General features: G+C 56.0%; 26 protein-coding genes and 1 tRNA gene. 11 read left to right on the top strand and 16 right to left on the bottom strand.

The genetic code is table 11. From position 1 onward, the window contains the following. Window positions 1-2: 2 nt before the first annotated feature. On the bottom strand, window positions 3-1,430 hold the full coding sequence (locus tag HXY31_RS05505; protein WP_292640619.1) for a DUF87 domain-containing protein: 1,428 nt from the start codon (window positions 1,428-1,430) through the stop codon (window positions 3-5). Beyond that, window positions 1,427-2,431 carry a DNA double-strand break repair nuclease NurA gene (locus HXY31_RS05500; RefSeq protein WP_292640616.1) on the bottom strand — a complete coding sequence of 335 codons (1,005 nt, stop codon included), beginning with the start codon at window positions 2,429-2,431 and terminating at the stop codon, window positions 1,427-1,429. Before HXY31_RS05500 ends, HXY31_RS05505 begins: the two co-directional genes overlap by 4 nt. A 101-nt stretch (window positions 2,432-2,532) precedes the next feature. Between HXY31_RS05500 and HXY31_RS05495 the strand changes: the two genes are divergently transcribed. Next, window positions 2,533-3,021: a hypothetical protein gene (locus HXY31_RS05495; protein WP_292640614.1), complete on the top strand. Its 489-nt coding sequence runs from the start codon at window positions 2,533-2,535 to the stop codon at window positions 3,019-3,021. On the opposite strand, the gene HXY31_RS05490 is transcribed toward HXY31_RS05495, so the two are convergent. Genes HXY31_RS05490 through HXY31_RS05455 form a run of 8 tightly spaced genes read right to left on the bottom strand, consistent with a single transcriptional unit; the run spans window position 3,008 to window position 9,159 of the window. Beyond that, window positions 3,008-3,544: a hypothetical protein gene (locus HXY31_RS05490; RefSeq protein WP_292640611.1), complete on the bottom strand. Its 537-nt coding sequence runs from the start codon at window positions 3,542-3,544 to the stop codon at window positions 3,008-3,010. The two genes, HXY31_RS05495 and HXY31_RS05490, sit on opposite strands and share 14 nt — an antisense overlap. Before the next feature lie 10 nt (window positions 3,545-3,554). Further along, window positions 3,555-4,187, bottom strand: coding sequence for a CPBP family intramembrane glutamic endopeptidase (locus HXY31_RS05485; RefSeq protein ID WP_292640609.1), 633 nt, complete (start codon window positions 4,185-4,187; stop codon window positions 3,555-3,557). 45 nt (window positions 4,188-4,232) lie between these two features. Beyond that, window positions 4,233-4,556, bottom strand: coding sequence for a hypothetical protein (locus HXY31_RS05480; protein ID WP_292640607.1), 324 nt, complete (start codon window positions 4,554-4,556; stop codon window positions 4,233-4,235). Further along, entirely contained in the window at window positions 4,553-6,454 is a 1,902-nt protein-coding gene (gene gatE / locus HXY31_RS05475; RefSeq protein WP_292640604.1) for a Glu-tRNA(Gln) amidotransferase subunit GatE, read from the bottom strand. Before gatE ends, HXY31_RS05480 begins: the two co-directional genes overlap by 4 nt. A gap of 39 nt (window positions 6,455-6,493) precedes the next feature. Continuing rightward, complete coding sequence (gatD, locus tag HXY31_RS05470) at window positions 6,494-7,801, bottom strand: Glu-tRNA(Gln) amidotransferase subunit GatD (protein ID WP_292640602.1); 1,308 nt, start codon at window positions 7,799-7,801, stop codon at window positions 6,494-6,496. 41 nt (window positions 7,802-7,842) lie between these two features. After that, window positions 7,843-8,208, bottom strand: a complete 366-nt coding sequence (locus HXY31_RS05465) for a hypothetical protein (RefSeq protein ID WP_292640600.1) — start codon at window positions 8,206-8,208, stop codon at window positions 7,843-7,845. A gap of 34 nt (window positions 8,209-8,242) precedes the next feature. Beyond that, window positions 8,243-8,596, bottom strand: a complete 354-nt coding sequence (locus HXY31_RS05460; RefSeq protein ID WP_292640597.1) for a hypothetical protein — start codon at window positions 8,594-8,596, stop codon at window positions 8,243-8,245. Between the two features lie 35 nt (window positions 8,597-8,631). Continuing rightward, entirely contained in the window at window positions 8,632-9,159 is a 528-nt protein-coding gene (locus HXY31_RS05455) for a nicotinamide-nucleotide adenylyltransferase (RefSeq protein ID WP_292640595.1), read from the bottom strand. 80 nt (window positions 9,160-9,239) lie between these two features. On the opposite strand from HXY31_RS05455, the gene rtcA reads away from it, so the two are divergent. The 3 genes from rtcA to HXY31_RS05440 are packed head-to-tail and all read left to right on the top strand — an operon-like array spanning window position 9,240 to window position 11,942. Then, the gene (gene rtcA, locus HXY31_RS05450) at window positions 9,240-10,271 is read left to right on the top strand and encodes an RNA 3'-terminal phosphate cyclase (protein ID WP_292640593.1); all 1,032 of its coding nucleotides are present in this window, start codon (window positions 9,240-9,242) and stop codon (window positions 10,269-10,271) included. 59 nt (window positions 10,272-10,330) lie between these two features. Then, complete coding sequence (locus tag HXY31_RS05445) at window positions 10,331-10,846, top strand: LEA type 2 family protein (protein ID WP_292640591.1); 516 nt, start codon at window positions 10,331-10,333, stop codon at window positions 10,844-10,846. Window positions 10,847-10,904: 58 nt separating this feature from the next. Continuing rightward, window positions 10,905-11,942, top strand: coding sequence for an SIMPL domain-containing protein (locus HXY31_RS05440; protein ID WP_292640589.1), 1,038 nt, complete (start codon window positions 10,905-10,907; stop codon window positions 11,940-11,942). A 40-nt stretch (window positions 11,943-11,982) separates the two neighbouring features. Here the strand turns inward: HXY31_RS05440 and HXY31_RS05435 are convergent, their stop codons facing one another. After that, window positions 11,983-12,480, bottom strand: coding sequence for a CopD family protein (locus tag HXY31_RS05435; protein WP_292640586.1), 498 nt, complete (start codon window positions 12,478-12,480; stop codon window positions 11,983-11,985). 91 nt (window positions 12,481-12,571) lie between these two features. Here HXY31_RS05435 and HXY31_RS05430 point away from each other — a divergent pair, with 91 nt between their 5' ends. The 7 genes from HXY31_RS05430 to HXY31_RS05400 all read left to right on the top strand — a co-directional run bounded on the left by HXY31_RS05430 (window position 12,572) and on the right by HXY31_RS05400 (window position 17,374). Then, entirely contained in the window at window positions 12,572-13,078 is a 507-nt protein-coding gene (locus HXY31_RS05430) for a hypothetical protein (protein WP_292640584.1), read from the top strand. 60 nt (window positions 13,079-13,138) lie between these two features. Further along, on the top strand, window positions 13,139-14,608 hold the full coding sequence (locus HXY31_RS05425) for a DASS family sodium-coupled anion symporter (protein ID WP_292640582.1): 1,470 nt from the start codon (window positions 13,139-13,141) through the stop codon (window positions 14,606-14,608). 175 nt (window positions 14,609-14,783) lie between these two features. Beyond that, entirely contained in the window at window positions 14,784-14,990 is a 207-nt protein-coding gene (locus HXY31_RS05420) for a hypothetical protein (RefSeq protein WP_292640580.1), read from the top strand. Beyond that, window positions 14,987-15,409, top strand: a complete 423-nt coding sequence (locus HXY31_RS05415; RefSeq protein WP_292640577.1) for a PIN domain-containing protein — start codon at window positions 14,987-14,989, stop codon at window positions 15,407-15,409. The genes HXY31_RS05420 and HXY31_RS05415 overlap by 4 nt, the downstream gene beginning before the upstream one ends. A 94-nt stretch (window positions 15,410-15,503) precedes the next feature. Next, window positions 15,504-15,911 carry a hypothetical protein gene (locus HXY31_RS05410; RefSeq protein ID WP_292640575.1) on the top strand — a complete coding sequence of 136 codons (408 nt, stop codon included), beginning with the start codon at window positions 15,504-15,506 and terminating at the stop codon, window positions 15,909-15,911. Further along, complete coding sequence (locus HXY31_RS05405) at window positions 15,895-16,392, top strand: hypothetical protein (RefSeq protein ID WP_292640573.1); 498 nt, start codon at window positions 15,895-15,897, stop codon at window positions 16,390-16,392. The genes HXY31_RS05410 and HXY31_RS05405 overlap by 17 nt, the downstream gene beginning before the upstream one ends. A 7-nt stretch (window positions 16,393-16,399) precedes the next feature. Continuing rightward, entirely contained in the window at window positions 16,400-17,374 is a 975-nt protein-coding gene (locus tag HXY31_RS05400; RefSeq protein WP_292640725.1) for a lanthionine synthetase LanC family protein, read from the top strand. A gap of 307 nt (window positions 17,375-17,681) precedes the next feature. Here HXY31_RS05400 and HXY31_RS05395 read toward each other — a convergent pair. The 5 genes from HXY31_RS05395 to HXY31_RS05375 all read right to left on the bottom strand — a co-directional run bounded on the left by HXY31_RS05395 (window position 17,682) and on the right by HXY31_RS05375 (window position 20,506). Next, window positions 17,682-17,787: transfer RNA gene (locus HXY31_RS05395), tRNA-Gly, on the bottom strand. Window positions 17,788-17,825: 38 nt separating this feature from the next. Continuing rightward, window positions 17,826-18,386, bottom strand: a complete 561-nt coding sequence (locus tag HXY31_RS05390) for a hypothetical protein (protein ID WP_292640571.1) — start codon at window positions 18,384-18,386, stop codon at window positions 17,826-17,828. A gap of 38 nt (window positions 18,387-18,424) precedes the next feature. Continuing rightward, entirely contained in the window at window positions 18,425-18,754 is a 330-nt protein-coding gene (locus tag HXY31_RS05385) for a hypothetical protein (RefSeq protein WP_292640569.1), read from the bottom strand. Between the two features lie 41 nt (window positions 18,755-18,795). Next, window positions 18,796-20,160 carry a UbiD family decarboxylase gene (locus HXY31_RS05380; RefSeq protein ID WP_292640566.1) on the bottom strand — a complete coding sequence of 455 codons (1,365 nt, stop codon included), beginning with the start codon at window positions 20,158-20,160 and terminating at the stop codon, window positions 18,796-18,798. After that, a complete protein-coding gene (locus tag HXY31_RS05375; protein WP_292640564.1) occupies window positions 20,150-20,506 on the bottom strand; it encodes a hypothetical protein in 357 nt (118 codons plus the stop codon). The genes HXY31_RS05380 and HXY31_RS05375 overlap by 11 nt, the downstream gene beginning before the upstream one ends. Between the last annotated feature and the right edge of the window lie 193 nt (window positions 20,507-20,699).

The following is a 20,699-nucleotide window of genomic DNA, read 5'->3' as shown; positions in this document are numbered from 1 at the left end:
GCCTACTTTTTAAAGAACTTTTTAGTCTCGCCCAGCGCAAGCACTTGGGCGGGCGCAACCTTTACCACTACCGGCAGGTCGCAAACAGCCCTTCCTATCGCAAGGCACTGCCTCTGCGGGAGCGTCCTCACTATAGACCTGACTGTGTCGCTGTCTGCAAGCGAGACCTTTGATATCTTGTCAAGGTCCGAGTCGTTTGTAAAGTTGAACAAAAAGATGTTGTCCACCTGCCGGTAGATACCGTCGCTAATCGCGTCGGGCTGGTTTGTCACAAACGTGGTGTAGACTCCAAAGTGCCTCATACGGGTCACGATGTCCTCCCAGTACGTCTCGCGGATGTAGAGGTGGGCCTCCTCTGCAACCAAAAAGATGGGCGGTATTGCTTTTCGCTCCAAAAGGTCGACTATCTTGCTCAGCACCAACTCTACCGTCATCCGCCTTACTGTCCCCGAGACCTCGCCCATGTTGACTATCATGGCAGCCCCGCCTGCTTTCATCGCGTCTTCGAACCTAAAGCCGCCTGCGTCGGAAAAGAGCCGCGACGACTGGATGACATGGTACCGGGAGACAAGCGCGTCGCGCACAAGCTCGTTTATGTTCCAGGTGTTGACCGCGTTGCCTATAGCCTCGATGCCAAGCGTGCGCTTGTTCTCAAGCCAGTCCCATATTCGGAAAAACTCGCGCGCAGAGGCGGCGGGCATGTCAAGCGCGTTTTTCAGCATCCCTGCAACCGCAGCTTTTCCGCAGTAGTCAAGCGACAGCTGCAATCCCTTGCCGGGCTCTAGCACCATCACCCTGTCGTGCACGGGCGACTGCGTGCCGTCGCGGTTCCAGCGCAGGCCCCCGTACTCGTTGTTCAGGTCAAACACGACCACGAACGCGCCGTGCTGTACAAGCGTCTTTACGAGCAGCTTTGACAGGTGCGACTTGCCCGACTCTTTCTTGCCGGTTATTATGGTCAGCTTGCCGTCAAGGTCCTCTGCAAATATCTCAAAATCCTCGTCGCCGGCCTGGCCCAGAGGTATCGGATACACGCCGGACCTTCCAAGGAGCGCGTCAAGCTCCTTCATCGCAAGCTTTCTCACCTTGGACTCGACCCTTGAGGGCAGCCACGACACGTCGCTTGCGAGCCTGCCTTCCTTTACTGCGGCGCGGATCTTGGCCTTGAATATCCTTGCGTCCCTGACAAGCCTCGACAGGCTCCCTATGTTGAGCGGGTCGTGCAGGTTTTCCGCACTCGATGCGTTGACCACCTCCTCCTTGACGATGTCCTCTATGAGTGACTGCGACGACAGGTATTCCTCGTCGTAGACCTGCACCACCATGCTCCTTCCCCTGTCCTCTATCAGCAGGTAGTCGCCTTTTGCAGCGCTGTCGTCCTTCATGGCTATCAGCAAAAGCTCGTTGCCGGCCTTTGATAGGATCTTCATACCATTATCGACCCCAAAAGTGTCCTGCGTACGTCGTCTGCTGCAAGCTCTGTCACGCCGTAGCTATTGAGCACGTGGCCGCGAAGGCACGTCACTTCTGTGCTTGTAAATGTCGAGATGTGGTGCGCAAGCCTCAGAGTCTCTGGGTAGCCATGGGCCACGGGGTCGTTGCCGAGCAGCCGCCCGAGAGCCCGGTCCCTCTCGCCCACGACGTCGACCCGGAGGACGGGCGTGTTGCTTCCAAGCCTTGCCATCAGGTTGGTCCCGACGGTACCTTTGACCAGACTCTTGATTATCATGTCGACTTCAAGGTACGCCGGCCCCGGCACGTTTGCAAGCGGAGCCGCGGCCCTTTCAAGCACCTTGAGCCTTGTGTGCTTGCTGATGCCGACAAGCTGGTTCCTGTAAAGCACGCAGTTTTCGGCAATCTTGCCGATGCTCCGCTCCCGGTCCTCGAACACCGACGACCGGAGAGAGCCGTCGACCAGAATTATGGAATTACGCAGGTGGCCCGCAAGCTCGAACTGGATGGCGCGCTCTGCCCTGACCCTCACAAGCCTCCTTGCCACGTCGCCGTCTGCAATCACAAGCCGTGCAAGCCTGTCGTCAAGCTCAGAATCGTAGACAGTGCTTTCGCTCAGGTAGAAAAGCATCGGGCCTATCTTGAAGTGCATCAAGGGCGCACCGCCGTAGGCGATTGCGACCCCGCACTTGATGGCATAAAGCCCGCCCTCCTCGGTCTCTGCGAGTCTGATGCTGCTGGAATCGATGGCCGCTACCATCGCGCTTTCCCTCACAGGCCTGATGGTGGTGACAGTCGCGCACGACTGGCTCTTTGTGCCCCAGCCGTCCACCGGAACGAGTGTCTTGTCGTCGGAGCTGAACATTATCTTCTTGCCCCTCAACTCGTCGAGTTTTGGGGCTAGGCATTTGCTCACCGATTCCAGTATGCCAAAGTCTCCCAGGCTGATGCCTGCAGGCTGATTTAATTGCGTGGCCATGTTGGTCAACAAGATATGCGGGCACAATTATATTAATATTGCGCAACATGAACAATATGGCCAGCAACAAGTTTATCAATAGCTTTGCAAACCGATTGCCTGTGAGCGAGTCGCCGCCTCAGGGCGAGGTCAAGGTAAGGCTCAAGCACGGAGAGTGGGAGATAGAGATAACCTGCGTCGAGAGCAAGGTCAAGCAGGTGGTCGAGACCGTGCTTTCGAGCCTTGATTCTGCGAAAATAGTGGACCCTGCAATCCGTGCACAGATGGACGAGCTAAAGCGCGAAATAGAAGCGCTCAAGGCGCGACCTGTAGAAGCCCGGCCGGTCGCGGCAGAGCAAAAGCCGGTCAAAGGCGGCATGACGTGCAGGGGCCTTCTTGAAACCCTCTGGCTTGAAGGCTATTTTGGAGAAGACAGGTCGCTTGCAGACGTGCACGAGGAGCTGTCAAGGCGCGGCTACAACTATGACAGGACCGCCGTGTCGCACTCGCTGACAGACATGGTGCGCGAAAACATCATGACCCGAAACGGCACGATGCGGAACTACCGGTACATACAGAAGAGGCCGCCAAGCGACGCTACGCCCGGCTAGACTTTTTCTCCACAATCGAATTGAGCCAGTGGATCCCTGCGGTGGTTATCCTGTATTTGCCCGGCTCCTTCTCGTCCCGTGCGACGTGGGCCGCCTTTACCATCTCTGATATCCTGGAGCTTATGGACTTGGGGTTCAGCGCTGTCGCCGACTGGATTTCAGACACCTGCATCGCGTCGTCGGCTGCTTTCCCGGTGTCCTTTGCAATCCTTGCCGCGACAAGCTGCAATGCTACCATGTCCTTGTCAGAAAGACGCACGCCCGAGTCGGGTATCACGCGCGGGCCCTCCGGGGTTATCTTGACCAAGGGTGCGTATTTTTCGATGAGCTCCGTCGCGTCGTAGTTGAGCGATATCTTTCTCGCAAGGTCCATCGACGGGACCTGCTTTGCAAGAAAGTTAAAGACAGACGCCATCACCGATTCTGCCGTCCCGGAAAACTGCACCTTGACGTCGCCGACTGTCACCTGCACGCTAACGTTTTCAGTCCCGCTCAATCCTCTCACCGGTTCGTTGTGTAACACTCTGCCCGGCCTATATATTGAATTCGTTCCTTGCCTTTCTGCTTCTCCATCTGTAAAGCACGTAGGTGCCGGCAAGAAACGCTGCCGAAAGCGCCATGCTGCCTGCATTGAAAACCGCGTCTTCTTCCAAAGTTGTGCATGCAAGCTCGCCCGTGCCGCAGCCGGCTGCAAAAAATATGCCGTTCCAGGCGGAATGAACGACGACTGCAAACCAGCCCTTGCCGGAAGCCCATGTACTCAGGCTGAAGAAAAGCGACGGCACCACGAACAGCCAGTTGCCAAACGCCAGGCTTGCAAGCTCTACGTTTGGCGTATTGAAGATGTGCAAAGCAGCCCAGATGGCGCCTGTGACTATGAGCGCGTGCGAGCTGTTGAACACGTAGAAAGGTATGCCAAAAAACAGCGACTCCTCGATGGGGCCGGCCGCAAGGACGCCTATTAGGGAGCGGGGCACGGACGGCTCCTCGTAGTCTGGCACCAGCTGCTCTATTACTGCGGTGCCCGCCAGGATCAGGCCGATGCCGATTCCGTGGTAAAAGAAAAGCATCTTTGTTATGTAGCCGATGGAATTTCTGCGGTACTTCCTGAGCCACGAACGCGGGTCAAAGTCTGCTTTTTCGTCGGCAAATCTCCCGGTCTCCACGGCAAAGAGCGTACGCCTCCAACAAGCTAAAGAACGTTTCTGGCTTTACATCCAGTCTTCCCAGGCCGCGACGTATTTTTGCAAAAGGTCTGCCGCCGCAGGCGACCTGACGTCTTGTGCGACCTGCGATATGCAGCTCACAAACAGCCCGAGCGGGCTCGGGACTTTTTCAAGCGCCATGATATCGCGTTCGCACTCCTCCGCTATCTTCTCCGTCTCTTTGAGGTAGAGGGAAGAGATGGCATCGATTATCTCTCTTGTTTCTGATTCGGAAACGGACGCGCCTGCAAGCTGGCGCGCAAGGTTCTGCGAGTTTGTCGCAAGCGACTCTGTGTAGTGGTCCCTGACGGGCTTGGGCCTGCGGCTCATTTTGACAGCTTGCCCAGCTTGTCCTTGAGCATCGCGTTTATCTTCTGCCCGTCGGCCTTGCCCCTGAGCACCGCCATGCTCCTGCCCATCAGCATGCTCAGCGCGCCCATGCCCTTTTCCCTGACTACTGCCATGTTGTCTGCTATCACTTTATCCAGAGCGGCGCTCAGCTCGTCGTCGCTTATGGAAGAAACGCCAAGCGCCCTTATCGCCTCGTCGACGGTTGCGGCTTCTTTTTTCATCAGCTTTTCAAAGATGAGTGCAACGGACTCTTTGGCTATCGCTCCCGCGTCGAGCCTCTGAAAGACATCCATAATCATGTCGTCGAAGAGGAGCGACGGGTCGCCTCCCTGCCTCTGCAGGCTGGTGACGTCTTCTGTCAATTTCGATGCCACAAACGTCGGCTGTACCTTCGTGCTTCCTGCTATGCCTTCAAACACCTGTAGATAATCGGAGTCAAATATCTGGCTTGCAAGCTTTTTGTTCAAGCCGTATTTTGACGCTATGCCGTCCACGACCTCGTCCCAGGGCCTCGGGACGCTGGCTGCAAGCGACTCGAGCTTCTCACTTGTGACAGGTATGGTCGGGATGTCTGTCTCGGGGTACATCCTTGCCGCTCCAGGGCGGGGCCGGCTGAACACCGTCCTGCCGTCGAGAGTCGCCGCCCTCGTCTCGGCAGGCACGCCGGCAAGCGCGGCCTTTAGCCTGCGAACTATGGCGTCGGTCGCGTAGGCGACCCTGTCCTCTGGCCCGCCGACTATGACAAACGCATCCTTTTCCTTCAGTTCCAGCTTTTTCTTGACGGCATCGACTTCCTCCTGGCTGATGCCGTAGTTTGGGAGCTCGTCAGAGTGGAACACCCCGCCAAGGTCATAGAACCGGACAAGCTCACCCAGCTCCTTGCCAAGCCTGATGCCGGGGTACGGCTCAAAGCCTAGCATGCCTGCAAAGCCCCTGACCCTGATTGCCCTGAATACCGGGCGCGGACCTGACATTATTTTCTTTACCACCTTTGACTGCGACCTGCCGACGACGTCAGTCGCGTCATCTATCCTGTCGCCGACTGAATTTTCGTCCACGCCTTTCTCTCTCAGTTTTTCTGAAATGACGACAAGCCCGTGCTGCCTCGCCGTCTCGTGCTCTATAACCTTGACCAGCTGATCCAGCTGCTGGACGCCCTTTACCTCCACTACCGCGCCGCCCATGACAGACACGTTGACGTCCTGCCTGATGCTCCCAAGGCCGCGCGCCACCCTCTTGCTTGCTCGCAATAGCCTGCCAAGCGTGAGCGCGACCTGCATAATCTCCTCCGGCCTGCCAGTGACCGGCTCTAGTGCAATTTCCACAAGCGGCACGCCCAGCCTGTCAAGGCCGTACTTGCGGGTGCCGTCGCCTTCCCCGAGCACCTTTGACGCGTCCTCTTCAAGGCAGATGCTCTGCACACCCACTTTTTTGCCAGCAACATCGAGGTGGCCGCCCATCGCTACCAGCATGGTGCGCTGGAATCCGCTTGTGTTGGAGCCGTCGATTACTATTTTGCGCATGACGTGGATCTCGTCCATTATTTTTGAATGGAGGGCAAGCGAGAATACAAGAGCAGTATCAAGTGCCTCGCCGTTCACCTCGTGCGGCGGCTCCTCGTCTGCCTCAACTAGGCAACTCGTTCCGCTTGCGGCGTGGTATTCAGAGGCGCGCATCTTGGAAAACTCGAACATTGCCGCGGGATCATAGGCGCCAAGCTCGCTCTGGGTCGGCCTGAGCCTGCGCATGAAGGCCTTGTCGTACTGCTCGGCCTCTTTGCAGCTGCAGTTGCAGAACAGCTTGCTCTGCGTGCCAAGCTGCTGGTGGATCTCAAAGCCCACCTTCAGGTCGAGCGTTTTTGGATCCGGTAGCGCCACGAAAAGAAATCGATTGGTGCACGTATTAAGCCTTGCCCGCTAGAGCGGTATTGCAGACGAGATCTCGCCTGCCATGTTTTCCTGCATCGCTTTCTTTGGGTCGCCTGCGTTTGCAAGCGCCCACATCGCCTTTGCAGTGGCGGTCTCGGATATCATGTCCGACAGCGGGATTACTCCGATGTCGAGGAGATCCCTACCAGTGTCGTAGACTGTCATGCTCACCCTTCCCCAGATGCACTGAGAGGCCATACACACCATGACGCCTGCGCCCACGGCTTTTTTGAGCGCAGAAAAGCAGTCCTTGCTGACGTGCCCAAGCCCCGTGCCTTCCAAGATTATGGCTTTGTATCCTGCCTTTGCAGCGTGCTCTATTAGATCTGGGTCAAAGCCCGGGTGGTATTTCAAAAGCATCACCCTGCTGTCAAATTTCGTTTTAGCATCAAGTTTTCCCCTGCCCCTCTGCGCGAGCTCGATGCCGCTTGACTGCATCTCCGCCTTGCCTTCTTTGACAAGGGCGACGGGCGTCACGTCGATGGACTCAAACGCGTCGCGCCTGCTCGTGTGGTTCTTTCTCACGCGCGTCCCGACGTGCACCGCGACTGCGTCGTCAGAAGTCCCGCTGTGCATCGCTACAAACACGCCTGCGACCGGCGCCTTTGCGGCAAACGTTGTCGCGCCGATCAGGTTGAGCGCGGCGTCAGAAGAAGGCCTGTCAGAGGAGCGCTGGGCGCCCACGAGCACGACGGGGACCGGCAAGCCCTGCAGCGCAAAGCTGAGCGCCGCTGCGGTGTAGTGCATCGTGTCAGTGCCGTGTGAAACCACTATGCCGTCATATCTATCTAGTTTGACTTTTTCTGCCACCTTCTCGGCAATCGCCGTCCAGTGCTCCGGCTTCAGGTTCTCGCTGTACTCGCTCATAAGGACCTCGGGGTCTACTGAGGCGATGCCTGCAAGCTCGGGCACAGAAGCGTACAGCTCTGACGCCGAAAGCGCAGCCCTGACGCCTCCCGTCCTGTAGTCTATCTTGCTTGCGATGGTGCCACCGGTGCTGATGAGCGCTATTTTTGGAAGGCCCGGCTTTTGTGCCGGCGCCTGCACGTCTGCTGTGGCTGCCTTTGCCGGCCCTGCCAGCTTTTCAAGCGACCTGACCTTTGAAACCTCTACGCCTGTGTTGTATCCGCTTTTCAGTTTGATGACGATGTAATCTTCACTTGCCGACTCGTAGCGGGGCATGATGACGCCGGACATTTCGCCGTCGCCTGTCATGACACGAACGGTGTCGCCCACGGACACGCCGTATTTTGAGAGTATCTTGAGACCCGCGCCCCTGTACCCGCCGCTTTCCATCGCCGCAAGATCCACTGTCGCATTAATAAATTCGCTCTGAACTACTGCTTTCCCGAGCGGGCCTCGTTTGCGAGCCTTATCATCTCTATCGAGGTCTGGGTCAGGAGCTTGAGCGTCTTTACCTTGATTTCGTTTGGGACCTCCGGGTCGTCCACCACCTCGCAGCACCTCTCTATTATGGTGTCAAGCCTGTTGTACGCCTTTCGAAACTCCCAGGCAACGCTCTTCTTGTCCTTGCTGAGCGCCTTTGCGTCCTCGTCACGTATCGCCTCAACGTAGCGCAGGTAGGTGCGAAACGACATGGAAAGGGTGTCCATTATCTCGTCCCTGCTTGCCTTGGAATAGAGCAGCTGCCTCACGGCCTCTTTGGTCTTGCTTGAAATTTGCTCAGCGGGCTCGCCAGGCATGTCACCATTTTCGTCAAGGTGTGTTATAAACTGGTTACGATCTCTCGGTTATCTCGATGTTCCTGTCCTCGAGTATCTTCAATATTGCCTGCTCGATGTCCTTTATCGTTATCTGCCCGAAATCCCACGCGTCGATAAAGTCGCGGAATTCTGCTTCCAGCTCCTTTGCGGTGTACTGGAACTCGGCCATCTTGGCTAAGGTGTCAGGCGACCTGTAGCCCTTGGCTACCATTATGGGGCAGCGCTGGTCGCCTCCAACGGGGATGTACCACGCGTTTTTTGCAAACTCGTACCGGCCGTCCTCTATCATGTTGTACATGCGCATCAGCTCGTCGTTTGAGAGCTTACACAAATCCGAAAACCACGGCTCGCCGGCCCTGTCAGGCACGCCAGAAATAGCGCGCAAGCTAAAGATATACCTTATCAGTGCCCGCCGTGGCGCCCTTCTGACATCTTGACGCGCTGAACGCCGTTTATCTCCTTGATTATCTCCGCAACCTGCGCCGGCACTAGCTCCTGCCAGTCCTCGCCTGCCATCATCCTGCGCCGGACCTCGGTTGCTGACATCTGCTCCCTGTCGACCAGCGGCGCTTCCACTGTCCTTACGCCTGACTCCTGGAACAGGTGGAGCGTGAACGGATCGTTTGCAAACACGACATCGTATTTCGGTACAAGCATGTCCACCTGCCTTGTCCAGAGCGAGTGGACGTCGACGTCGGGCACCGGAATTATCAAGATTCTTCTGGAGTCGATCCTGTTGTCGGCGTCTATTGCCGCTTTTACCATTGCGATGCGCTCGCCTGCTGTAAAGGGGTTCCTCGGCTCGTGGCTCTTTTGCGCGCTCCCGACCACAATCACGAGGTTGTCGACCTGCTTGAGCGCAAACTTGACGGTGGCAAGGTGCCCCCGGTGGAACGGCTGGAACCTGCCTACAAAGAGGCCTGTCGTCAACTCTTGCATGTTGAATGCGCGCTAATTTAAAGCAATTTTGACCCAACGTATAAGAACGCAGGCTTCCTGCTAATGCAGGGATGCTCCAGATAGACGGCTCGCAGGGCGAGGGCGGCGGCCAGATACTACGTACTGCAGTCACGCTGTCTGCCATAACAAACACGCCTGTCGAGATAACAAACATCCGCTCAAAGCGCCCGAACCCCGGCCTCCGGCCGTCGCACCTGACTGCGATAAAGGTCCTTGCAGACCTCTTTGATGCAAAGGTGGAGAACCTGCAGGTCGGCGCAAGCCGGGTGCGTTTTGAGCCTGCAGGCAGGTTCGGAGGCGGAAGCGCAAAGGTGGACATCGGCACCGCCGGCAGCATACCCCTCACGCTCATGGCAGTGGTGCCCGCAGTCTCGCTGTCGGGCAACGAGCTTGAGATAGAGATAACCGGCGGGACCGATGTAAAGGCAAGCCCGACCATCGACTATGTCCGATATGTCGTAGCAGATGCATTCAGGAGCATTGGGATCAAGTTTTCAGTCGATGTTGTAAAGCGCGGGTACTATCCAAAGGGCGGAGGGATGGTAAAGACGACGATAAAGCCATGCAAGACACCTGCAGCATCGGAATTTCTTAACGGCCTGTACGTCGAGCCAAAAATAACGAGCGTCTGCAGCGAGCTTCCAAAGCACGTCGCCGAAAGGCAGATAGCGGCAGCGCTTGTAGCGCTTGAAAAGGCCGGGATAAAGTGCAAAAGCTACTCTGCGTCATACGAGAGCGCGCTCTCGCCCGGCACGTCGGCGCTCGTCTATTCTGTCTCTGACTTTGGGGGGCCGTACATAGGTGGCGACTCTATAGGCGAGAGGGGCAAGCGCGCAGAAGAGGTGGGGCAGGAGGCGGCAGGCAGGTTCATAGAAAGCGCGCTTGCCGGCGCCGCGGTTGATCCATTCTTGGCAGACATGCTGGTGCTTCCACTCTGCCTTGCAAAAGGAAGATCCGCATACAGGACTGCAAGGGTGACGGAGCACCTGCGCACCAACCTTGCAGTCGCCAATGCTCTGACCGGCTGCAAATACGACATCAGGCCCGCAGAAGGCGGACACGTTGTCACGATAGAGGTCTAGAGTCTCTTTACAGAAAACAACTGTGTCAGCCTTTTATTGCATGGGGCTTGCTCTGTTCCATGGCAGCCAGGACCGCCGTCATAGTCGCTGCAATACTTGGAATATCCGCGATATTTATCACCGCGTTTGCAGTCAACGCGTACGCGGCAGGAAACATGCAGTTTAGGGCAGCGGGCGGCCGCGACTTTGACCTTGCCACGCTCTCGTCTGGCATGGTCGTGGAGGCCTGCAACCCGACTTCGGTCCCTGTCAGCTTTGACCAGTACAGGATAGATGTCTACTACAGGGGCGACGAGCTTGCCACCATGTCGCTTGCAGGCAAGACCATAATGCCAAACAGCTCTGAGAGGCTGACAGGAATAGTCGACATCAACGGCAGTACCACCGGCGGGCTTTTTGCCCAGGCGATGGCCGACGCGTTCTCCGGGCGCGACCCAGACGAGAGGTCGCAGATAACGGCCAAGTCGACTCTCAGCTCCCGCGTGCTTGGGATAATCCCGGTCTCTGACACAAAAGACATCGACCTGAGCGCAGAAGGCCAGACGCCTTTTTCAGAAGAATATTCATGCGATTAGATCCGGATTGCGCCTACATCAGGCTTACCTATGATGCGAGCTTTTGACGCTTGCGGAAATGTCAGACCAACACAAGCCGACGAAAAAGCTGGTCCTGCTCGCAGCGATTCTTGCGGCAGGACTTTTGGCAGCGGTGTTTGCCGCAAGCCAGTTGACTGCGACCGCGACGGCCCAGTCTGAGGATGACCAGACGACTGGAACTGAAGAGCAAGCCCCGGTAACAAGCCAGGACCTGGTGGACTGCGAGACAGACCCTTCGCAGGTCCACTGCGTTGAAGAAGCAGAGCTCATCTCTGCGCCCATAGAAGACGGCGACAAGCCGACGCTGTCAGTAACGGGGACGGCTACAGCCAAGACCCCGCCGGACATGTTCTCGGTGACCTTGGGAATCGAAACCAATGCCACTACTGCAGCAGAGGCAGCATCGAGCAACGCGGAACTTGTGAACGCCACCATAGCGGCGCTTGCCGACCTTGGCATAGCAGAAGAGCAGATGGCTACAAGCAGCTACAACCTGTTCCCTGTCTACAGCGACGTGCAGCCTGACCAGGCGTGCATCGAAATCTTCCCGCCGCCTCCGGGATGCGAGCCCGAGCAGGTAATCACGGGCTACAAGGTTTCAAACAGCCTGACAGTCACCCTCGAGACTGAGGGAGAAATTGACGCAGGCACCGTGATAGACACGGCGATTGGAGCCGGCGCAAACAACGTGAGCGGCGTGTTCTTCTTCGTGTCGCAGGAGAGGCAGGAGGAAATACGCGACAGCCTGATAGCTGACGCCATAGCCGACGCAAGGCACAAGGCAGACGTGGCAGCAACAGCGCTTGAGATGCAGGTGTCAGGAATACACTCTGTCAGCCTGGCAGACATGCAGTTCCCCATCTTTGCAAGGGGCGCCGAGTCTCTGCAGGCAAGCACCCCGATCCTGCCCGGCGAACAGGAAGTGACCAGCACCGTGAGCATCACCTACTTCATCAGCGCAGGCGCAGGCACAGAAGAGACCGGCGGCGCCGAGGCCGAGATGGAAGAAGGCGTAGGCGTTGAAAGCGAGACAGAGACACAAAGCGGCAACAGCACGGCAACCACAGAACCGTGACCGTACTACGGAGAGATGATCTCCTCTCCCCTCTATTTTTCTATATTCCGCCGCTGTCCAAAAGCGCGGCAAGAAGCAGGATTGCTATCGCAAGCCCGACCATGACCCTGCCAAGGTGGATTATCTTTGACCTGACAGACTGGACGTAAACGCTGCCGGCACTGCCCGACAGTATCTTCTTTTCCATGTCGGAGTTGAGTATCTTGACGTGCACGACGTAGGCGCCCACGGTGGCAAGCACCAGCACTATCTTTATCAAAAGTATGATGCCGTACGCAGAGTCGGCAAGCGCGCCCGGGTCTGCCGCAAAGGCGCGGGCGTTGTATATGCCGGTTGCCACCAGTATGCCAAACGCCGGGATGGTGACTTTGTTAAACTGCCTTCCTATCCTGACCATCATCCCCACACGCTCGTCAAGCGACTTGACGTGCGCCCTCAGAACCGGCACCGCGACAGCCGCGATAAAGATAGATCCGCCGACCCATATCGAGGAGCAGATGAGGTGGACCCACGTCACGAGGCCGTCGGCAAGCGCCATCGAAAAACCTCACACGCCGGCGCTATATTATCAGTGCTGCAGAACTCTGGCACGAGAAAGGTTTTAATGCGCTCTGCCAAGAGTAACCTGCGTGATTATAGGCCCGCGCAGAGCCATCCTGATTGGGGCGATAGCGGCTATCGCGATCACGATAATCATGATCCCTCTGCTTGTGACCATCACCGCGCCAAACATCAAGGAGGCCAAGGTGCGCCTTTCTGACGTTACAGTCGCAAGCTCTGACGACGAAAGCATGCAGCTGCGCCCGGTAATCACCATAGAGAACCCGACGGACCAGACCCTGACGACATCGCGCATCGAATACGAGCTGTTTGCAGACGGGACTCCGCTTGGGAGCCACACCGTGTCGTTTGAGGACATACCACTAAACGGCAGGCCAGCAATATTTGCAGGCGGGTCTGTGGACATACCGCCGCTTACAGGCCAGCTTTATGTGCTGGAGTTTGACGACGGCATAGCCGACCTCTATGCAAAAATCCGCGACAGCCCCGAGTCGGTCCAGTGGGGCGCAAGGGGCCATGCAGTTATCGAGTCCACTCTTGTCCAGGAAACAGTGGAATTCGAAAACACGCTCTGATTGCAGTGCATTGCAATACAGTCCTAGGCTTTATCATCAAAGCAGCGCCTACGCGTGCACGTGGACCTACCATTACTTGGCAGTGCAGAGCAGGCAGTGGGCAGAAGCACGTCTGCCAAGATAGGGCTTGCTGCAGGCCCTGTCGTGTTCGTGCTGGTCGCGCTCTCGCCTGTTGCAGGCCTCTCGTTTGAGGCAAAAGTCGTCCTCGGGCTTGCGTTGTGGATGGCGGGCTGGTGGGTCACGGCTGCAATCCCGATTTACGCGACTGCGTTCTTGCCGATAATAGTTCTGCCTGCAGCCGGAGCGCTCCCGCTTGCCGATGTCGTGGTGCCATACGCAGACAGGATAGTCTTTCTTTTCATGGGCGGGCTCTTGATGGCAAAGGCAATCGAAAAGTCGGGCGCCCACAAGCGGTTTGCGCTTGGCATAGTAAGCCTGTTTGGAACCCGGCCGAAATACGTCGTAGCAGGATTCATGGTAGTAACCGGCGTCCTGAGCGCCTGGATGAGCAACACTGCCACTGCGATGGTCATGATTCCGATAGCAGCCGCAGTCGTGGCGCTTGTGGCAGACGAGCGCCAGCGCTCGAGGTTTGGAGTCTGCCTTATTCTTGCAGTCGCGTATTCCGCGTCGCTTGGCGGCATGGCAACACTTGTCGGGACGCCTCCAAACGCGGTCTTTGCGTCGCTCTCAAAGTCGCTCCTTGACGTAGACGTCAGCTTCGTGCAGTGGATGGCAGTAGGCGTGCCTGCAAGCGCGCTCTCGCTTTTCGTGGCGTGGCTTTACATGGTGCACGTCGGGGCAAGGGTGGACGGCGTTGTTATCGCCGGCGGCAGGGAGCTTGTCAGGGGCATGCTCGCCGGGCTTGGCAGGATGAGCGGCCAGGAAAAGGCAAGCGCCGCGGTGTTTGGCTCTGCGGCCGTGGCATGGATAACCCGCGGGCTTGTATGGGGCCAGTTTGTCCCGGGAGTCGACGACACGGTGATTGCAATAGCCGCGGCGCTGGCGTTGTTTGTGATACATGCAAAGGACCCTGTGGCGCAAAAAAGCAAGCCTCTTTTAGACTGGGATGCAGCAAGCAGGATCCCCTGGGGAGTGCTGGTACTTGTCGGCGGGGGGCTGTCGCTTGCCGGCGCCTTTTCTGCGACAGGCCTTGACGCGTGGATTGCAGGCAACCTGTCTTTTCTTGCCGGCATGCACTACCTTGTAGTCGTGCTCATCGTGGCAGGCGTGACAATTCTCATAAGCGAGATGATAAGCAACACCGCAACCGTCGCCCTCCTGATACCTGTAGCCGCGTCGCTTGCAGGCACGCTTGGGATAGACCCGCTGATGTTGATGGTGCCGGTCACAGTCGCCACCGCATACGGCTTTATGATGCCAGTCGGAACCCCGCCAAATGCCATTGCGTTTGCCACCGGATACGTCACTGCGCCAAGGATGGCGCGCGTGGGCGTGGTGCTTGACATCATAGGCGTGGTTCTTGTCAGCGTGATAATTGCGGTGCTGGTGCCGCTTGTGTGGTCATGAGTTCAGAGCTTGCGGGTCTGGGTCTTTCCAGCGCAGCATGCAAAAAATGATACACAATGTAACATTTTAAGCACAAAAAAATGATACAATTTTGCAAGGCTGGCCGGTCTCCCCGGGCCGTGAAAAAGCGCGGCTCGCAAAGTTTATTATAATGTGACATTATAATATCAGTGGAATGAAGAGGTCCCTTGAGGTAAAGGTGAGGAAGATAGGCACAAGCTACGGCGTGATAATCTCCAAAGAAGTCCTTGACAGCATGAAGGTGAAAGAAGGCGACACCCTGATAATAAAGGACATCGAGCCGCAAAGGGAAGTCAAAGACGTACGCGGGACGTTTCCGGGGCTCACCTTTGCGCGCGAGCACGGGACTGACAGACTTTGAGCGCCAGAAAGGACGCCATTGCCGGCCACGTCTTTGACACTTATGCATGGGTAGACTACCTGGCCGGCGGCGAAGGCGCAAGGAAGGTCGCCGGCATCCTGGACGGGCAGTCTGGCCGGCTGGTGACGCCGGCAACCGCCGTAGCAGAGCTGACAGAAAGGCTCCTGAGGGAGGGGACGGAGCACTCCAGGATACGGCAGGTTATAAAGTTCATCGGGAGCAGGACCGAGATCTACCCCTGCGACGAGCAGGTGGCCCACAGGGCGGGCGAGCTGAACTTTGAGCAGAAAAAGAAGGTGAAGGGCTGGGGGATGCTGGACTCGCTAAACTACGCCGTCGCCGTCGTGCTTGGCTGCGCCTTTGTGACCGGCGACCCGCATTTCAAGGATTTCGGCAAGGACATCGTTTTTCTGCGCTAGCGTCCTCGCTTTAATCGCGTGCTCGGGTTAGTTCTTTTAAATGGGCTAGCCAAGAAATTAGTTCTCAATACCCGCGGCGTCCAAGACTGTGCCTGTGAACCAGTCGGCAATCAGGGCGCGCAGGGAGAAGGTGGCGTACTACATGGTCAAGGGGATCCCCGAGGGCAGCATCGCCGAGCTGATGGGAGTCCACAGGATTACGGTTGCACGAGACGTCGCATACATCAGGGGAGCAGCCAAGGGCTGGCTCGACGACCTTGCAAGGGACGGCTTTATCCACGAATACCGCCTGGCGCTTGCAAAGATACGCGACCACGAGTTTGAGCTGCAAAAGCTGCTTGCTGAAGCAAACGGTGTTGCACAAAAGGTCGAGATACTCAGGGCGCTTGACCAGAACGTAAAGCTGTACCTCGAACTCCTTGGAGAGACGCCGACGGTGTACGCGTACAAGCGCGCCCTGAGGAAGTTGCAGGAAGGCAAGGGCAATGTTCAGCCGGCTTAAGAAAGAAGTTGACGCAGCGGGCGACGGCGGCATCGACCTTGCCGGCGTGCAGATTCCGTTGGAGCCGGGCTCGTTCTATGCCGACCTCGGCTACCTGCCGCACCCCCGGACGAGAAAACCGGTTCTGCACCTTGCGCCGTACCAGATAGAGACTTGGAAGGCGCTTTTAGACTGCGGGCGCGTGCTTGTGATAAAGTCAAACAAGATAGGGCTTTCGACCTCGACTCTGATGGCCGACTTTCAGCTTGCGGTGCTGCCTTCAAACCACCCCCGGTCATGCAGGGGATACGACCAGCTGCTGATAGCACAGACCATACAGCACGCCCGGGAGCACCTGTACACGCTCCGCAAGCTGATCCTTGAAAGCCAGAAGTACCGGCCGTGGCTCATCACAAAGTCCCGGGACATGGTGCTCAAGGACGAGGCGACAAAGGTGACGGTGCTCTACATACGGAACCCGGAGAGCGAGAACTTTATCTGAATGGTTGATGGGTGACGGCTTATCATACCCCGACAATGATTTACCTGGTCTTCATTTTGGAGAAGCTGGCGTCGCTGCAGCCTTGTCAGAAGCCATAGCAGCAAATTTGATCGAGAGAAAAGAAAACACCGAGAACTTCATACTAAAAATTTTGAACGGGAGAGTGGACTGGCCCGATTTTACACATGGTGCCGCTGGTCAAGGTGTTTCCTGTCTATATGTGGGAAGTAGGCTCGAAAACAAGAGTATGATGGAGCTTTCAGGCAGATGCGCTAGCTATCTCATCAATTCTCAAAAGAGCGATGGCTCTTGGGGTCTTTCTAATGGGGGATCCGCGCTGAAAGACACGGTCTACTCTGGATTCGCGCATGGGGTCGCAGGAATAGTCTATTTTCTTTCCGAATATGCCTTTATTTTCAATGATACAAATGCTGAGAGAGTATGGAAGAAAGGCGTTGAATGGCTTGAAAAGAATTCCATTCCCAATCCAGTCAGCGGGGCACTAGAGTGGAACTTTAGCAATCAGGATGAGAGTAAATGGAAGTGGTGGTGTAATGGATCACCTGGAATCGCGCTGACATTTCTTAGACTGTATGAACGTACAAGGGAAGAAAGATACGCGGATATTGCAAAAAGAGCTCTACGAGTACATAGTCTTGACCCTAGGTTCTCAAATCTAAGTTTATGTCATGGCTTGAGTGGATTGGGAGAAATATATCTTGAGGCCTTCAGAATCTTGAAAGAAGAGAGGTGGTTAGAATCAGCCAAAAACATTGCCCGTACTCTACAGTGTCTTGGACGTGATTCTGAAAATAACTCTGTTTGCTGGCTCACAGAGGATCCAAACTTTCCCAGAGGCGATCTTATGGTCGGTGGAAGCGGGATCTCGCATTTCTTTCTAAAGTTTGCAAATAATGATAAACTGAGCTTTCCACTGCTACTTGATCCCATAGAACAAAGGGACAAACGAATTCAAGACTGATATTCGGTTGCCGATCGATTCATCTAACTAGTTGGGACAAGTACTATAAGAGAATCTTTCCGGCAATAAATGGCCGATAACTAGGTTGTTTTGACGACCCTTTGTGTAGTATCAATGGCAACCATCTCCCGATATTAGAATTCTATCAACATGTGTTCGAGATCAAAAAAGAGTCCGCACTTAAATAGCGTTCCGGCCCCGAAGAACTCCCCCCTTGACCATACAAGAAATCTTACGACAAATACAATTGAAATCTCTGTTATAATTCAGGTCGAGTCAACACTAATTATTGACAAGATTGGTAAAGTGCGGTCACCGGGATTTGAATTCCCGCCCGCCCTTTTTTGGAGAAACGGGTCCCGGGTTACGGGCTTGGAAGGCCAGTGTCCTAGACCAAACTGGACGATGACCGCACTTACGGTAGCCGAAGCGGCGAAGGATATTAAATCTTTCAATCTGGGAAAATTATGTTCAGGACCGTGTCGACTGCCTTGTTCGTTATCTTGCGCTTGTAGTACTCCTTGCCCTTCTTTGGCGCGTCAAGCGCCTTCTCGGCCTCGACTTCGTGCACCGGCCGGTGGTCAAGCGCGCCGTAGAACTGGACGCGGATGTTCTTCATGCTGGATATCACAGTAGCATTGAATGTCTCGTGGAGCCACACTGACGCGATAAAGTAGATGAAAGGCGGGTTTGGCTTTTTGCTCACCATCTCGTAAATCCGGTCAAGCGTGTGCGCGACGTTTTTAGAGTCGGTGTCGATTGCGATGATGTCCGGCTTTACTCCGCCTTTTACGAGCGCGCCCTTGATCTTCTCTGACGGCCCCGGTTCACCCACTATCATCACCATGGTCTTGTGGCTGTCCGGCCTCGACTTGGCTATCGTGTTGTAAGTTTCAAGCGCCAAGTTGACGCGCTCTTGGATGTAGTCGGGCAGGCTTCCGTCCTGCGTCCTGCCCTTGTGGACGGCGTAAAGCACGAGAAGGTTGCCGTCGGTAAACCTGTATTCAGACATGGAGCAAGTTTCAGCCCCACGCCGAGCAATATAATTATTTAGAAGAACGATGCGACTGCCTTTCTTGGCGCGCAAATCTGCCTCTCAAGCTCGTCGAGGCGCTGGAGCGCTTCGGGGTTCTTTTGCAGGTCCTTGAAAGCCTTGTCGTGGCGCACCTTCTTGACGACTGCCATGACTTCCTCGTGCGTGACGCCGTGCTTGATGTCGTATTCAATCTGCTTGGCGCAACTTGAGACCGTGCTGTATTTCTTGTAGTTGCGCTTTTCAAAAGAAGAGGCGTCGGGGGACACGCCCTTGACAAATCGGACAATGACTTTTTCGACATGTTCAAGGTGCCAGTCTTTCATGGCATAATTGTTAGCTTTCATAACCCCATCTACCTTGTATCGTAGGCTATTTAATCTCTGCTTCAGACATAGTCGTCGAGCTTTGTTTTTTCCTGTCCGGGAATCTTCGCGATTTCAAAATGATCTCTTGGCTTGAGCAAAGTCGCTGTCGCGTCTATGCCGAGCTTTGTCGTCAGCAGGTTGACCTGGTCGCTTGACGGGTCCAGGCTCGAGCCCTTTGCGTTTGGAAGTATCACAAAATCCCTGTCGGCCTGACACCTTGACGCGATAGCGTATTCAACTGCCACTGCGTCTGACGGGTCGATGTCGTCGTCGACCACAGTTGCCATCTTGAGCGACGGGTGCGCGGCAAACGCGGCCATTATTGCGTTCTTGGGCTCGCCTTCAAGCCTCTTTTTGATCTGGATTACAGCTGCAAGCCAGTTGCTCCCGCCGTCTGTCAGGTGCACCGCCTGCGTGGTCGGCACCACGCTTTTCACATAGTCGTACATCTTTGCCTCGACCGGCAGGCCCATGAGGAGCCTGTGCTCGGCGTATCCCGGCAGTATGTCGTGGTATATCGCGCCGTTGCGGAACGATATTTTTTCAAGTTCAAAGACGGGCTGCTTGCGCTTGAAGTCGTAGGTCCTCAGCATCTCGACCATCCACTCCTCGTGCGTCCTGTCCTTGAGTATCCTGCCTTCAAGCACGATCTCGGCGTGGCTTGGGACCTGAGCCTGCGCGTAGCCTGTCCTTGCAAGCGACAGGCCGCCTTCCAGAAGCGAGTTTGCTATGAGCATCTCGTCGACGCCGTACGCCGCCTGGTACGCGGCTGCAATGCTCACTGCAGGGTGGACGCCGATTGCTATTGCCACCTTCAGGTCCTCGCCGTGGTCGCGGGCGTAGGTGAAGCACTTGTGCAGGTGCCTGCCTTCCACCATCCTTATCGCCATGTGCCTTTCGTCAAGGCGCAGGAGCCTGTGCGTCGAGGAGTTCTGGTTGCCCTTCTCCTGGTCCTTTGCAAAGACTATGGACGCAGTCGCAAACGCGCCGGCGTCTTTTTCAAAATGCGTGACTATTGGAAGATCGCCAAGGCTCTTTGAAGTGTTCTGCTCAAAGAGGCCCTTTGCCGCTTTTTTTGGCTCGGAGAGCCTGCCAAGGGCTTCTGCCATCCTTGCGTGTATCGCCTTTTTTGCCTCCATCACGCCCTGGGGCCTGCCCTTTGCGCCTATCGCAAGGTGGAACCTCTTTGCGGTGCCGCAGATGTTGCTTGCCACTGAAATCTTGCTTGAACGCACCCTGTCAAAGACTACTGCTTTTCCGCCGTCAAGCTTTGACACGACGGCTGCCAGCTCGAACCTGGGGTCGACCTGCTTTTTGACATGTACAAGCTCGCCCTGCTTTTCGAGAAGTGCCAGGTAACTGCGCAGGTCCGCGCTATCTGCCATCTTTTCTCTCCCCCACGATATTCATAACCTCTCCCATAATTGCTTTCATGTCCTCCAGCCTCAACTGCGAGTTTGCATGGAAGGAGACGGCGCAGATGCCGTTTATCATCGACGCCACCTTCTCGGCAACCGTGTTTGCAAAGAGCGGGTCGTGCCTGCTCGGGATGACCTTGACTGCGCTCGTGCTGCTTGCAGAACTCAGCGCGACTGAAATGGCGCCCAGCCTGCGCTCCCCTTCTGAAATCGAAATAAAACAGCCGTTGCTGTAAAAATGGGCATCGAGCAGGAAAGTTCGGGAACCCGAGTTTACCTGCCGCTGAACGTAGGCGTCAGAACCGCCCTCCATTGCCAGTCTTGCTCGTTTATCTGGACCTGACGGTGATGGGCTTGGCGACGCTGAGCTTCTTGGCTCTTGCGCGCAGCTTTGCCTTGTACTTCAGGTTCCTCGGTTTCGTCCTGAGCCTGTAGCCGCAGCACGGGCACCAGAGGCCATCCCACTTGATGAATATCTCGCAGATCTGGCACCTCTTCTGGCCGCT

It is taken from the genome of Nitrososphaera sp. (assembly GCF_013388945.1).
Taxonomy (GTDB): Archaea; Thermoproteota; Nitrososphaeria; order Nitrososphaerales; family Nitrososphaeraceae; genus Nitrososphaera.
This window is presented reverse-complemented; position numbering and strand designations above follow the sequence as displayed.

Bases quoted from the DNA above. Each gene is read 5' to 3' on its own strand.
- HXY31_RS05505 (WP_292640619.1), bottom strand. From the start codon at position 1,430: ATGAAGATCCTATCAAAGGCCGGCAACGAGCTTTTGCTGATAGCCATG.
- HXY31_RS05500 (WP_292640616.1), bottom strand. From the start codon at position 2,431: ATGGCCACGCAATTAAATCAGCCTGCAGGCATCAGCCTGGGAGACTTT.
- HXY31_RS05480 (WP_292640607.1), bottom strand. From the start codon at position 4,556: ATGAGCCGCAGGCCCAAGCCCGTCAGGGACCACTACACAGAGTCGCTT.
- gatD (WP_292640602.1), bottom strand. From the start codon at position 7,801: ATGGAAAGCGGCGGGTACAGGGGCGCGGGTCTCAAGATACTCTCAAAA.
- HXY31_RS05465 (WP_292640600.1), bottom strand. From the start codon at position 8,208: ATGCCTGGCGAGCCCGCTGAGCAAATTTCAAGCAAGACCAAAGAGGCC.
- rtcA (WP_292640593.1), top strand. From the start codon at position 9,240: ATGCTCCAGATAGACGGCTCGCAGGGCGAGGGCGGCGGCCAGATACTA.
- HXY31_RS05445 (WP_292640591.1), top strand. From the start codon at position 10,331: ATGGCAGCCAGGACCGCCGTCATAGTCGCTGCAATACTTGGAATATCC.
- HXY31_RS05440 (WP_292640589.1), top strand. From the start codon at position 10,905: ATGTCAGACCAACACAAGCCGACGAAAAAGCTGGTCCTGCTCGCAGCG.
- HXY31_RS05435 (WP_292640586.1), bottom strand. From the start codon at position 12,480: ATGGCGCTTGCCGACGGCCTCGTGACGTGGGTCCACCTCATCTGCTCC.
- HXY31_RS05420 (WP_292640580.1), top strand. From the start codon at position 14,784: ATGAAGAGGTCCCTTGAGGTAAAGGTGAGGAAGATAGGCACAAGCTAC.
- HXY31_RS05405 (WP_292640573.1), top strand. From the start codon at position 15,895: ATGTTCAGCCGGCTTAAGAAAGAAGTTGACGCAGCGGGCGACGGCGGC.
- HXY31_RS05400 (WP_292640725.1), top strand. From the start codon at position 16,400: ATGGGTGACGGCTTATCATACCCCGACAATGATTTACCTGGTCTTCAT.
- HXY31_RS05390 (WP_292640571.1), bottom strand. From the start codon at position 18,386: ATGTCTGAATACAGGTTTACCGACGGCAACCTTCTCGTGCTTTACGCC.
- HXY31_RS05385 (WP_292640569.1), bottom strand. From the start codon at position 18,754: ATGAAAGCTAACAATTATGCCATGAAAGACTGGCACCTTGAACATGTC.
- HXY31_RS05380 (WP_292640566.1), bottom strand. From the start codon at position 20,160: ATGGCAGATAGCGCGGACCTGCGCAGTTACCTGGCACTTCTCGAAAAG.
- HXY31_RS05375 (WP_292640564.1), bottom strand. From the start codon at position 20,506: ATGGAGGGCGGTTCTGACGCCTACGTTCAGCGGCAGGTAAACTCGGGT.